This window comes from Pandoraea pnomenusa (genome assembly GCF_040391475.1).
Taxonomy (GTDB): domain Bacteria; phylum Pseudomonadota; class Gammaproteobacteria; order Burkholderiales; family Burkholderiaceae; genus Pandoraea; species Pandoraea pnomenusa_C.
In genome coordinates this window covers 218,022-230,588 of record NZ_JBEBXS010000003.1, presented here as the reverse complement: position 1 = coordinate 230,588, position 12,567 = coordinate 218,022, and the positions used below count along the sequence as shown (strand labels likewise).

13 protein-coding genes are annotated in these 12,567 nt (G+C 64.3%); 7 read left to right on the top strand and 6 right to left on the bottom strand.

The window, feature by feature from the left end:
* Window positions 1-116: 116 nt before the first annotated feature.
* The 6 genes from ABWO90_RS05215 (at window position 117) to ABWO90_RS05190 (ending at window position 5,002) form a co-directional block, all read left to right on the top strand.
* On the top strand, window positions 117-275 hold the full coding sequence (locus tag ABWO90_RS05215; protein ID WP_353190136.1) for a hypothetical protein: 159 nt from the start codon (window positions 117-119) through the stop codon (window positions 273-275).
* A 51-nt stretch (window positions 276-326) separates the two neighbouring features.
* Window positions 327-1,244 carry a DNA/RNA non-specific endonuclease gene (locus tag ABWO90_RS05210; protein ID WP_353190135.1) on the top strand — a complete coding sequence of 306 codons (918 nt, stop codon included), beginning with the start codon at window positions 327-329 and terminating at the stop codon, window positions 1,242-1,244.
* Between the two features lie 93 nt (window positions 1,245-1,337).
* Window positions 1,338-1,619, top strand: a complete 282-nt coding sequence (locus tag ABWO90_RS05205; protein WP_353190134.1) for a hypothetical protein — start codon at window positions 1,338-1,340, stop codon at window positions 1,617-1,619.
* A gap of 1,240 nt (window positions 1,620-2,859) precedes the next feature.
* The gene (locus tag ABWO90_RS05200; RefSeq protein ID WP_157112269.1) at window positions 2,860-3,027 is read left to right on the top strand and encodes a hypothetical protein; all 168 of its coding nucleotides are present in this window, start codon (window positions 2,860-2,862) and stop codon (window positions 3,025-3,027) included.
* Window positions 3,012-3,383, top strand: a complete 372-nt coding sequence (locus ABWO90_RS05195) for a hypothetical protein (protein WP_353190133.1) — start codon at window positions 3,012-3,014, stop codon at window positions 3,381-3,383. Before ABWO90_RS05200 ends, ABWO90_RS05195 begins: the two co-directional genes overlap by 16 nt.
* A gap of 158 nt (window positions 3,384-3,541) precedes the next feature.
* The gene (locus ABWO90_RS05190; RefSeq protein ID WP_353190132.1) at window positions 3,542-5,002 is read left to right on the top strand and encodes a M20 family metallopeptidase; all 1,461 of its coding nucleotides are present in this window, start codon (window positions 3,542-3,544) and stop codon (window positions 5,000-5,002) included.
* A gap of 118 nt (window positions 5,003-5,120) precedes the next feature.
* On the opposite strand, the gene ABWO90_RS05185 is transcribed toward ABWO90_RS05190, so the two are convergent.
* The 6 genes from ABWO90_RS05185 to ABWO90_RS05160 form a co-directional block, all read right to left on the bottom strand.
* On the bottom strand, window positions 5,121-6,374 hold the full coding sequence (locus ABWO90_RS05185; RefSeq protein ID WP_353190131.1) for a hydantoinase/carbamoylase family amidase: 1,254 nt from the start codon (window positions 6,372-6,374) through the stop codon (window positions 5,121-5,123).
* Between the two features lie 103 nt (window positions 6,375-6,477).
* Window positions 6,478-7,428 (bottom strand): dihydroorotate dehydrogenase, encoded by a 951-nt coding sequence (locus tag ABWO90_RS05180; RefSeq protein WP_353190130.1) that lies wholly within the window; start codon window positions 7,426-7,428, stop codon window positions 6,478-6,480.
* Window positions 7,421-8,290 carry a dihydroorotate dehydrogenase electron transfer subunit gene (locus ABWO90_RS05175; protein WP_353190129.1) on the bottom strand — a complete coding sequence of 290 codons (870 nt, stop codon included), beginning with the start codon at window positions 8,288-8,290 and terminating at the stop codon, window positions 7,421-7,423. Before ABWO90_RS05175 ends, ABWO90_RS05180 begins: the two co-directional genes overlap by 8 nt.
* Complete coding sequence (locus tag ABWO90_RS05170) at window positions 8,287-9,543, bottom strand: MFS transporter (protein WP_353190128.1); 1,257 nt, start codon at window positions 9,541-9,543, stop codon at window positions 8,287-8,289. Before ABWO90_RS05170 ends, ABWO90_RS05175 begins: the two co-directional genes overlap by 4 nt.
* 154 nt (window positions 9,544-9,697) lie before the next feature.
* Window positions 9,698-10,024, bottom strand: coding sequence for a hypothetical protein (locus tag ABWO90_RS05165; RefSeq protein ID WP_353190127.1), 327 nt, complete (start codon window positions 10,022-10,024; stop codon window positions 9,698-9,700).
* 178 nt (window positions 10,025-10,202) lie between these two features.
* Complete coding sequence (locus ABWO90_RS05160) at window positions 10,203-11,255, bottom strand: porin (RefSeq protein WP_353190126.1); 1,053 nt, start codon at window positions 11,253-11,255, stop codon at window positions 10,203-10,205.
* A 385-nt stretch (window positions 11,256-11,640) separates the two neighbouring features.
* Between ABWO90_RS05160 and ABWO90_RS05155 the strand changes: the two genes are divergently transcribed.
* Window positions 11,641-12,564: a helix-turn-helix domain-containing protein gene (locus tag ABWO90_RS05155; protein WP_353190125.1), complete on the top strand. Its 924-nt coding sequence runs from the start codon at window positions 11,641-11,643 to the stop codon at window positions 12,562-12,564.
* Window positions 12,565-12,567: the final 3 nt, after the last annotated feature.

Sequence of the window (12,567 nt, the reverse complement as noted above, 5' to 3'; positions counted from 1 at the left end):
CGCGCATGGGGCGGCGCAAGTCAGCCGGTAACGAAAGGAAACAATTCCGCGGCGCGCCGACAGGTTGCGCGGCGGCATTGGCGCATACAATGCGGCAACCCAATCCGGATGCCGCAATGAAAACGCTGCTTCTCATGCTCGCGCTGATGCTGTGTCTGCTCTTTCTCGCGCAGGCGTGGCTGCCGAGCGCGCAAGCGGACGAATGCAGCAATCTCGGGCCGGCCCAAACCCTGCAATGCGCAGCCTACGGCGCGGGAAACATCGCCCCCGAATAGCCGTTCATCCGCTACAATCGCACCCCCTTACGTCTTACCCCAAGCAGTGCGATGAAGCAGTCTCGATGGACGGTCACCGCAGTGCGCGCAGGTGGCTTGCGCGCGATGGCCGGGCAGTTGGCAGTCTCTCTTGCGGTCATCCCGACCGTCCTGACGATTTCCGCGGACGCGCACGCTGCGGCGTCCGCATGTGGCAATCACTACTGGTCCGGCACCGCGCCCGACATCACCAACACCGCGATGACACGCAACGCGCGCGAAGTGTGTTTCGACGCGTTCGGTGTCATGCATTCGGGCGTGACGCGCACACCGCTGTGGTCGGCCGAGCATCTCACGCGCGCCAACCTGAGCGACGCGAAACAGATCTCGCGCGTGAACAACTTCCATGCCGAATCCCGATTGCCGGCCGACGAGCGAGCCGAATTGCGCGACTACGTGCGTTCGGGCTACGACCGTGGGCACATGGCGCCCTCGGCCGATATGCCCGACGCGCAAGCGCAATCGCAGAGCTTTTCGCTGGCGAACATGGTGCCGCAGAATAGCGAGAACAACCGCTATCTGTGGGCCGGCATCGAATCGAGCGTGCGCAAGCTCGCGCAGGATCGGGGCGAACTGTTCGTCATCACGGGGCCGCTCTTCAAGGGCAAGTCGATCACCCAGGTGGGCAGTCGGGTGATGGTGCCTACGCAGTTGTACAAGGTGGTCTACGACCCGAAGCGCAAACAGGCCGGGGCCTATCTTGTCGCGAACGAGGCGACGGGTGACTATTCGGTCGTGAGCGTGGCGGAGCTAGAGAAGATTGCCGGGATCGACTTCTTCCCAGGAATGCCGCCGGGCGTGAAGTCCACCGTGATGTCGCTGCCCAGGCCGAAGGCGGCTGGCGGCGGCAAGCGCAAGCGCGATCCGGACGTGCCGTCGTACCGCGAAGTGCAGACGGTGCTCGACTTCTTGCGTACGATCATCCGCTGAGCGCGGTAGCGGTGTCGCGGCGACCTGCCGGACGCCGTGTGCCACCGAGGCTTTCCGACTTGTGACTGACTTCCCCCGATTCAGGAGCTTTCCATGACCGCTTCGTCTTCCGTTAACGTCACGTTCACCCCGTTCGCCAACGAGGCCGATGCGCTTGCGCTGGGCGAGTTCAACGTCGAGAACCATACGGACCGCATCGCCCTGTTCGGCAATCTGGAGATTCGCCGCGACGCGCAGGGCCTACGTCAGGCGCAGGCGCTCAAGGCGGTCCTCGATGCCGTCGTGGCCAGTCTTTCGAGCGGCGAGTTACCGGAGCATGCATCGGTGGCGTCGGGCACGACCGCCCGGCAGGTCAAAAACCCGTTCGAATCTTGACGGCGATGGGGGCGAGGGCGCCAACGCCCCCGGATTTACCCCAGATTTGTCGGGAATTCGAAAAATCGATGTTGCAGCGCACGAAACGCTGAAATCCCCGGCATTGCCTCGCGTCGAACGCGCGCGTTGCGCAGGTCCGAGACGCCATCGGTTCCGTGACAGCCCCGCGCTCGTCGCAGCCGGAAAATTCCCCAAAGTCAGACTTCATGCGGGTTGCGCGACAACTTGTCGCACCTGCGACATTCTGTCGCATTGACACGTACTGTCACAAATCTCGAATCACGTCACGGTGACGGTTTTCTTCAAGGCGTATTTCCGTCTCGAATTCCTTGTGCATCAAGCATTTGGCATGCGGCGACGCAGCACGGATAGGGGGTTTACGGCTGCCGGACAAGGCGCATACTAGCCCTGCGTCTCGTCGATTCCGATAGCGTGAATCGATGACCGGCAAGGCTACGAACACTAAACAACGCGAGGTAACTTATGCACATCCGTTGGAAAAAAGTGTATTCGAGTGGTTGGGGAACGATTCATCACGATGCACCCCGTTCCCATCGCAGCGCCACTGAGCGCGAGCAGCTCTTTCAACGCCTTTTGGCAATCGCGATCGCCTGTAGCGTCGGCGGTTTCGTACTTCTGTCTGTCGGCGCGGCCTTCCTGGGACGCTAAAGTCACCCATCTTCCTTTTCGTGCGCGGCACCGCCCCCGGCGGATTGCCGCGCCACGTTGCTTTCTGCAAATTCCCTTGTTCGTGGACGTAATGTCGGTCTGACTTGCGTCATGGTAGCGGCCGGCTGCTGGCGCCGCTGCAGGCTTTCCTCCTTGACTTCAAACATTCGATTTGAACGCTGACCTGCACGAACGATCGTGCGTTTTTGAAACCTTTTGTTACACGCGAAATAGGTTTCGTAATGGCTCGTACCGTTAAAGTCGAATTGAAAGCGGGGCGCCTCGAATTAAAGACGCGTTTGGCATACGCTAAAGCGTGTTGCGTGCGCGAATAGCCATTGTCGTGGATGGGGTCTCTCGTGGCTTTGGTGCTGCATCGTACGAGTTCACGCTATTGCAATTCCAAAAGAATAGTGCGATCTTGAGGCGAAGGCGCGGTGTCGGAATTTCGGGAATTTCGCATGTCGGAATCAGCCCCGGATTTGCCCGGATTGTCTTGCGCCTCAAAACTTTCGATAAAGAAGAAAAGATCAGTTGTGCGGGCCGGTTTGATTGATTTGTGAGGTGCGCCATGGAAATTCGCTGGGAAAAGCTTTACTCGGGCGGATTGGGTCGTTTCTACGACACGTCGGAATCCAGTCGCCGTCGGGCACGGCGCGCGCAGTTGGCATGGTTTGGTGTGGTGATCTCGATCGGCGTTGCCATCGGGGCCATTGCCATCGCATGGCGCTGGATCTGATGGCCGGCATCGGCACGTATCGTTCGGGGATCTCTGGCTTGCTGGTGACGCTCGCCTGTCTGGCGAGCGCGACGGCGGGTGCGCAGACCCTGTCCGCGCCCACGGAGCCGCTCGACGCGTCCGGTCAGCCCTGCGGGGTGCTGCGTGCGCTGCCAGCCGATGTCACGCACTATCGCTATGAGGTCTCCAACAAGTGCGAACGTCCGGTCACGTTCTATTGGCGCTGCAACGCCGCCGATACCGAACACACACTGGACGTGCCCGCGAAGGGCACGCAGTCCGCTGCGTGTGTGAAAGCGACGGGCGCTGCCGGGGAAATCGTCTTCCGATTCGGGCCGCCCGGCACCGGCAGCTGACGACTACTAAAAAAATGGCGGCGTCACCGGGCGGCGCGCTGCCGTGCGCCTGCGGCCTCCCGTCGCCAGCCGTCGCCGGAATGGCTATCATGACGCCATACGGCTCGCCGGCATCGCATGCGGCGAACGCGCCGGATCTCCCCCAAGGACACTCCCCCATGAACGACATCGTCACCCCGACTCAGCCGTCGCTCGACACGGCGGCATTGCGCGAATTCGTCGAACGGAAATGGAACGATGAAATCCTCCACGCGCTGACCGACTACATCGCCGTGCCGGCCAAGAGCCCGGGCTTCGATGCCGACTGGGCGCGCAACGGCTACATCGATCGCGTGGTGCGCGACGCCGCCCAGTGGGCCGAGCGTCAGCGGGTCAAGGGCCTGACGCTCGAAGTGATTCGTCTGGAAGGGCGCACGCCGGTGATCTTCTTCGAAGCTCCGGCCACGCGTTCGGGGAGCACCGAGACCATCGTGCTGTACGGTCACCTCGACAAGCAGCCGGAGTTCGACGGCTGGCGCAAGGATCTCGGCCCGTGGACGCCCAAGCTCGAAGACGGCAAGCTCTACGGCCGCGGCGGCGCAGACGATGGTTATGCCATCTACTCGAGCCTCACGGCGCTGGCGGCGCTCGACGCGCAAGGCGTGGAGCGCCCGCGCTGCGTCGGCCTCATCGAGACCTGCGAAGAGTCGGGCAGCTACGACCTGCTGCCGTACGTCGATGCGCTACGCGAGCGCCTGGGCCGTGTCGGGCTGGTCGTCTGTCTCGATTCGGGCGCGGGCAACTACGATCAGCTATGGCTGACGACCTCGCTGCGCGGGCTCATCTCGGGCAGCCTCGAAGTGCAGGTGCTCGACGAAGGCATTCACTCTGGCGGCTATGGCGGCATCGCGCCGTCGAGCTTCCGGATCATGCGTCAGTTGTTCGAGCGTCTGGAAGACGCTGGCAGCGGCAACGTGCTGCCCAAGGGGTTCCACTCGCCGATTCCGTTGCAGCGGCTTGCCGAAGCCGAAGCTACGGCGCACATTCTGGGCGACGACGTCTGGAAGAAGATGCCGTGGGCCTGCGGTCAGGACGGCCTGTCGGTGCTGCCGACGACCACCGATCCGAAGGAAGCGTTGCTCAATTCGACGTGGCGGCCGTCGTTGTCGGTGACCGGTGCGGCAGGCATGCCCGCGCTGGCCGACGCGGGCAACGTGTTGCGTCCGCGCACGGCGTTCAAGCTGTCGCTGCGCCTGCCGCCACTCATCGACGCGACGAAGGCCGTGGCCGAACTCAAGTCGTTGCTCGAACTCGATGCGCCGTACAACGCCAAGGTCACGTTCAAACCCGACGCGGGTGCCGCGTCCGGCTGGAACGCTCCCGAGGTGGCACCGTGGCTGGCGTCGGCATTGAATACGGCGTCGCAACGCCACTATGGTGCGGATGTCGCGTTCATCGGCCAGGGCGGCACGATCCCGCTGATGAACACGCTGCAAGCAGGGTTCCCGACGGCGCAATTCATGGTGTGCGGCGTGCTCGGTCCGAAGTCGAATGCGCATGGCCCGAACGAGTTCCTGCACGTGCCGTATGCAAAGAAGCTCACGGCGGCCGTAGCGGAAGTCATCGCGCTGGCACCGTAAGCGGGAAGGGCGACAGGAACGGCGCAGGCCGTCAATCGCGCAAACACCGCCTCAAAGGCATCGGGCCGCAGAAATGCGGCCCGATTGCATTGGGATGCAACATCCGGCGACGGACCGGTCAGAGTCGATGCGTGGCGTCGGCCATGACCTGCACGCCGCGCATGAAGTCGTCGAGGTCCATGCTTTCGTGGGGATTGTGCGAGCCGTTGGCATTGCGCACGAACACCATGCCGCTGGGAATGCCCGCGTTGGCGAAGATGGCGGCGTCATGCCCGGCGCCGCTCGGCACGCGTTCCTGCGGCAGTTCGAGCGCACGGCAGGCGTCGACAAGCAGCGACGACACGTGGGCATCCATGACGGCGGGCGCCGACGACAGCCGCCGGTCGAACACGAACTGCACACCGCGATCGCGCTCGATGGCGCGGCACTCCGTGCGCATCAGTTCGTAGAACACGTCGAGCGTATCCAGGCTCTGACTGCGCACCTCCAGACTGAAATCCACCTTGCCGGGAATGCGCGAGATGGCGTGCTCCGCCGGATCGGTGCCGACGATGCCGGTGGTGACGACGAGATCGATGCCGCGCTCGAGCAACGCCCGCCAATGCTCGTCCAGACGCGTAATGAGATCGGCCACGGCGAACATCGCGTCGTGACGCAGCCAACGGGGCACCGCTCCCGAGTGACCGGCTTCGCCGATGCACGACACGCGGTTGTGCCGCACATTGCCGCGAATGCCCGGCACGATGGCCACCGGCATGTCGCGCGCGATCATCACCGGTCCCTGCTCGATATGCAGCTCCAGCCACGCCTTGGCATGCGACGCGTCGAACAGCATCGCCCCGTCGCGAATCGCCTCGACGTCGGCGCCCGCCTCGGTCATGCACTGCGCGAGCGTGCGTCCGTGCGAGCGATGCGTCATGGCGAGATCGGCGTCGGTCAGCTTGCCGAAGAGGGCGCTCGAGCCCATGTAGGCGCGTCCGAACCAGGCGCTTTCTTCGCCGCGCAAGGCGAGCACGCGCACGGGCGTGGCGGTGTAGCGCTGCGAACGCCGTTGTTCGACGAGGCACAGCAGACCGGCGACGATCCCGGCGAGGCCGTCGTAGTTGCCGCCCTGGGGGACGGAGTCGAGATGCGATCCGATCCACGTGGCGGGGGCGTCACCGGCGTCGTCGGGCAGCGTGAAGACGAGGTTGGCGGCGCGATCGCGTGTGACGGTCAGTCCCTGATGGCCTGCCCATTCCGTGAGATATGCGGCGGCAGCGTTCTCGCCGTCGCCGTAGCTGTCGCGAGTGATGCCGACGCCGTCGTCGCCCAGACGGCGCAGGTCGGTGAAGAGTTGCTCGGCCAGCGGGGCCAGCGCGTTCAGTTCCATGTGTGTGCTTCTTTTCGCGAACGGGTCGCGAGGGTTGCGCGTTGGTGCGTATGAATGCGTATTGATGCGGACTACGTGGTGCCAGGTGCCGACCGAGGTTGGCTCAACCCGACTGCTGGGCAAAGCGCAGCCAGCGATCGGTAAGTTGAGGGTCGAGCGCGACTGCGCCGGTGAGCTCGGCGATCTTGTCGACACGCTGCGTGTCGCAATACGCGTGGAGCCCGTCGACGATGTGTCCCATCACGGCCGGATCGCGAAACGAGGCGGTTCCGACCTGGACGGCCGTTGCGCCCGCGAGCATGAACTCGACAGCGTCGTCTGCCGTTTCGATGCCGCCGCAGCCGATGATCGGAATGCGCACGGCGCGATGACACTGATGCACGAGCCGCACGGCGAGCGGTTTGATCGCAGGGCCCGAGAGTCCGCCCATCACATTGCCGAGTTTCGGCTTGCGCGTGCGCACGTCGATGGCCATGCCGAGCACGGTGTTGCCCATGACGATGGCATCGGCCCCGGCGTCTTCCGCCGCGCGCGCGATGAGCGCGATCTGGCCCGCATTCGGCGTGAGCTTGACCCACAGCGGATGCGACGTGCGCCGGCGGATCGCGCTCACGGCCTTGTACGTCGATTCGGGTTGCATCGCGAAGGCCATGCCGTCCGCTTCGAGATTCGGACACGAAATGTTGGCTTCGATGGCGGCGACTTCGGGCAGCGACAGCGTGGCGCAGGCGTCGCCGAAGGACTCCGCGGTATCGGCCGATACCGAGACCACAACCGGCGTATCGAAGCGCGTGTAGGCGGGCAGCACGTCACGGCGATACGCGTCCAGCCCCTTGCTCGGAATGCCGATGGAGTTGAGCATGCCGCTGGCCGTCTCGCTCACGCGCGGCGTCGGATTGCCCGCACGCGTAGCGGGCGACACGCTCTTGATGACGAGCGCGCCAAGACGATTGAGATCCAGTGCCTCGGCGTACTCCACGGCGAAGCAGCCCGAGGCGGGCATGACGGGGTTGCGCAGGGTGAGCGACCCGATGCGAACGGAAAGATCAGCCAAAGTCCACCTCCCCGACAACGTCGCGAATCGGAAACACGGGGCCCTCACGGCACACCCGCAGGAATTGCTTGTCGCCGCCGCAATCGAACAGTCGCACGCACGACAGGCACACGCCCATGCCGCACGCCATGCGTTGTTCCATCGCGACTTCGGCCGTCATGTGCGGGTGCGAAGCGATCACGCGCTGGAGCAGCATCAGCAGCCGGTGCGAGCCGCACGTGTACACGGCGTCGTGCGGTGCGGCATCGAGCAGGGCACGCACGCGCGGTTCGAGCGCGTCGACGGCGGACGAGCCGTCGCTGTCGAACACGCAATGCACGTCGGCGAGTTCACGGGCTTCGGGTGTGCGCAGGAATTCGTCGCGCATGAGATCGGCTTCGCTGCGCGCCGACATGACGACAGTCAGCTTCAGGCCGGCCGCCGCCGCGCGTTGCACGAGCGGGGCCATCGTGGCCAGGCCCACGCCCCGGGCGACGAACATCACCCGTTGCCACGCGCCGTCGGCGGTATCGAGCGTGAAGGTATTGCCGAGCGGGCCGACGATGTCGAGTGTGGCGCCTTCGTCCAGCGTGGCAAGCGCACGCGTGCCCACGCCCGTCACGTTGTAGAGAAACTCGATGGTGTCGGCGGCCGGGCCGGTGCCGTACACGCTCATCGGGCGCAGCAGGAAGGGCGCCTCGGTGTCGGTGACCGGGCACTTCAACTGGTAGAACTGGCCCGGCTGCGTGGTGAGCGCAATGGGGGCGTCCGCCTGCAGACGCAGGTAGCGGTAGCGCGCGTTGACGGCGCGATGGCTGAGCACACGGCAGCGATGGGTCGCGACCGTGGGCGTGCAGCAAGTCGCCTCTTGCAAATCGTTCATTCGAGTTCAACGCCTTTGAGTTCGGGGATCAGGAAGCGCGTGGCGAGCATGTCGAGCACGTAAAGGCTCGCAAGCAGCGCGATGGCGATCTGGAAGGAGTAGCGCGCGGCGAGCGCGCCGACGACGACGGGGCCGAGCCCGCCGATGGCGCGTCCGATGTTCCACAGCACGTTCTGGGCGGTGGCGCGCGCGGCGGTCGGGTAGGCCTCGGACATGAGCGTGCCGTAGCCGCCGACCATGCCGTTCACGAACATCCCCATCAGCGCGCCGGCGAAGAGCATTACCGTGGGGTCGGTCAATTGCGCGTAGACGATCACCATGACGACGGCACCGGCCTGATACAGCAGGAAGGTCGGACGGCGGCCGATGCGATCGGCGAGTTGTCCGAAGGCCCACACGCCGAACATCATGCCGACGACGGTGGCGGCCGTCCAAAGACCGGACTTCGTGAGCGAGAAACCGAGCTTCTGCGAGAGGAACGTCGGCAGCCAGATCATGATGCCGTAGTAGCCGAAGTTCTGGACCGAGCACAGGATCACGATGCCCAGGCTCACGCGTGTGGTGCGGGTGTCCTTGACGAGCAGGCGGAAGGCGTTGCTGCTGCCGGACTTCGGCGTCTTCTCGCGCCGCACGAAGACTTCCGGCTCGTGCAGCTTGTTGCGCAGTACCCAGGCGACCAGCGCGGGCAGCACGCCCACGAGGAACATGCCGCGCCAGCCGATGTGCATGAGCAGCAACGGCGTGAGCAGGGCGGCGGCGAGCACACCGGTCTGCCAGCCGAGTGCGACGTACGACGACACCCGTGCGCGTTTCGCCGCCGGCCACGCTTCGGCGGCCAGTGCCATGCCGATGCCGAACTCACCACCCAGTCCGATGCCCGCGATGGTGCGATACACCAGCAAGTCCCAGAAGCCTTGTGCGAACGCGCACAGGCCGGTGAACACGGCGAATAGCAGGATCGTCCACGTGAGCATGCGCACGCGGCCGTAGCGGTCCGAGAGTGCGCCGAACAGAATGCCGCCCGCGACGGCGCCGATGAGTGTCCACGTCACGAGCGCGCCGGCTTGCCCGGCGGTGAGTTGCAGACCCGCGGTAATGGCCGGCAGCATGAAGCCGAGGATGAGCAGGTCGAAGCCGTCCATCGCGTAGCCGATGGCGGAACCGGCGAGGGCTTTCCATGCGTAGGGAGTGACCGTGTCGTCACGCGCAGCGTCCGCACGTTGTGCACTTTGTGAGTTCAGGTTGGCTTCCATGTTCCGTTCCTGTGGGGGCGGCGAATCCACGCAGCGGTCAATCGGTGAAGGCGCCGTGGTCTTCGTCGAATTCGTTGAATCGTCCCGAATGTCTAAATTTTTAGACGATCGGAAGAAAAAAATACCGCCGGGGACACGCCGCTCCCACAGCACCTTATGCGTAGACCTCGGTCGTCAACTGCGCAGCGAACGCGTTGAGTGCAGCGAGGAAGTCGGCGTCGGACGTGGCGGCGGCGTCGCGCAGACGCGTGGCCTGGGTTCTGGTGCTGGTGAGGAACGCGTGGAAGGTCTCGCCACTGGCGGCAATGCCGGACTGGCGTTCCGAGAACGTCTGCGCGGTCTGGGCCAGCAACAGCAGGGCGGCGGATTCGCGCGTGGCCGTGCGCGAGGCGTTCAGACAACGTACGGCGAAATCTTCGATATCGGACAGGCCGACCGTGTCGCGCTGTAACCAGGCGCATGCGAGTTGCAGATCCATCATGCTCTCCATCTGTCTAAATATTTAGACTAATCGAACGTGGCGAGGCAGGCAAGACGAAAATTATCGGGTTATACCCTGATCGCGAAGTCGCTGGCGGCGGCGCATTCGTGCGGACAATGCGCGTCGCCACGGGGTTTCGGGCGCGCGGGGTGAACGTTGCCATCCCCCCCGCATTCGCTCAGAACTTCATGCGCAGGCCAGCGCCGTAGGTCTGTCCGGTGGACATGTCGCTCATGCGGTCGTACTTGTAAGCGGCGTAGATGTCGGTGCGCTTGGAGAGCGGATAGTCGTAGCCGAGTGCCCACGTGGTGCGGCGCTGGTTGTCGCCCGAGCCGTTCGAACCGGTGTACGCAATCGAGGCGAGCACGCTGCCACGGCCCAACGGCACCGACGCGCCCAACTGTCCGGTGTTCGCATGGAAGTTGCCGCTTGCCGCCTGGCTCGCCACGAGCATGTATTGCGCGAAGACCTTTACCACCGCGAAGTCGTACGAAAGGCCCAGTTGCGCGGTGTTCTGATTCGTCAGTCCCGTAACGCCGGGCAGTTGCGAACCGAAGTCGCCGGGCGTGGCACTGAAGTTCACGTACTGGTAGTTGAACGCTGCGGCAAACGGGCCGTTGGCGTAAGTGAGCGCAGCGCCCCACTTCTTCGCGCTGTGATCGGTTGCACTGTTGCCGGTGGCGTAGAGCAGGGTGCCCGCGAGACCGGCGTAGCTCGGCGACGTGTACGCGATCGCGTTGTTCCATGCCGAGTCACCCACCACCCCCTGCGTTCCCAGACCCTTGTAGGTGTGGAAAATCATCGGCGAGAAGGTGTACGAGTTGTTGAACGGGTTGAACTGGATCGTCGCGAGATAGAGCGGCGTGGTGATGCGGCCCAGACGCAGCGTGCCCGCACGGCTCGAGAGCCCGACGTAGGCATTGCGGGAGAAGAAGCTGTCGCCCGAGTAGCGTCCGTAGGTGCCGTTGTTCGGCTGGAAGTAGCTCTCGATCACGAACAGCGCGCTGTTGCCCCCGCCCAGGTCTTCATTGCCCGACAGGCCCCAGTACGACGTGGTCATGCCGCCGCCTTGCTGCACTACGGCGGCATTGCCGCCGGGGTTCTTGACCGAGCCGACATAGGCGTCGGCCAGTCCGTAGAAGCTCACGCTCGATTGTGCGTGCGCTGCGGGCGTCAGCGCGGCGGCGCCCAAGGCGACAGCGCCAGCCAGTTTGTGCCAGGTGTTCATCATTCCCTCGTTGTTTTGTATAAATTTCTGGACGGCGCGCAGGCTATCACTGCCGGCGCGTCGGGTCATCCCCCAATGGGGGGCGAGCACGCCCTTGGAGCAGGGCATTCTCATGGGGTGGGGGACCCGTGCCTCGGATCGTGCCGATGTCTAAAAAAATAGACAATCGGAAAAATATTCCGGGTAGCGGAACGGGGAGCGCTCGACGGCGGCGCTGAAGTGCGAACCGGTGTGAACTGGTTTGATACGGCGCAACCCGTCGGCGACGTGGCGGCGAGCCGGTCGTGTGGGGGCGCGGGCCGATTGGGCGACCGGTATAATCCCGGCACTGCAATGCGGGCCCGGCACAATCTGCCGCGCCGGGCACTGCCATCCGACAGGAGGCGATTTGACTCGAGCTGCTGCAACAACCCATGCATCCCGGGCGCCGCGAGGCGCGCGTTTCAACTTCCGAGCCATCGGCGAGCGCCTGCGCGCGTATCGTCTTGCGGCGGAATTGCGCAGTGAGGATGTGGCGGAGCAGCTCGATATTTCACGCGCGGCCATCTACAAACTGGAGCGCGGCGAGATCGTCAAGATCGACACGCTGGAGCGATTGGCCGCGTTGCTCGGCGTGTCGCTGGCGAATCTGTTGGGCGTGGAAGTCGAGTACCACGATTCGGCGGTCAGCTATTTCGAGCGCATGCGTCAGCTCGAAAGCCGCTCCGAGCGCATCGTCGCGCACTTCGATCCGATCTCGTTTTTGCTGACCTCCGAAGACTACGGCGTGTGGTTGCGTCACATGCTCGACGAGAGCATTCCACCGACGCTCGCCGACAAGCACTGGACGAACACCATCGACCGGGTGCTCGGCATCTTGCAGGAGCGAAAGTCGACGTTCTCGCGGCAGCGCCTGGCGGTGACGAGTCTGATCGGGTTGCGTCAGATCGAGCAGTTCCTGCACCACGGGCTCGTCGGCCGCCTCGGCTTGTCGCCGGGCGTGCAACTGGAGCGGAAGCTGGCAGCGCGACGCGAAGTCGCGCGCATCGTCGAGTTTCTGGAGGCCGATACGACGGGCGTGCAAATCGGGATCGTGAGCGACAACATGCCCAACGAGACATTTCAGATCTTCGAGGCGCAGGGCGAAGCATACGTGGCGGTCTCGCCGTTCCGTCTCGGCGAATTGCCGAATCTGCGTACCGGGATTGCCACCATCACCACATCGCCCGACGGTGTCGGCATGTATCGCGCCATGATCGACCGCCTCTGGGCCGATTCCGCCAAAGGGAAAGAAGGCGCGGCGCTGCTCGGACAACTCCTGGCGCGTTTCTGAATC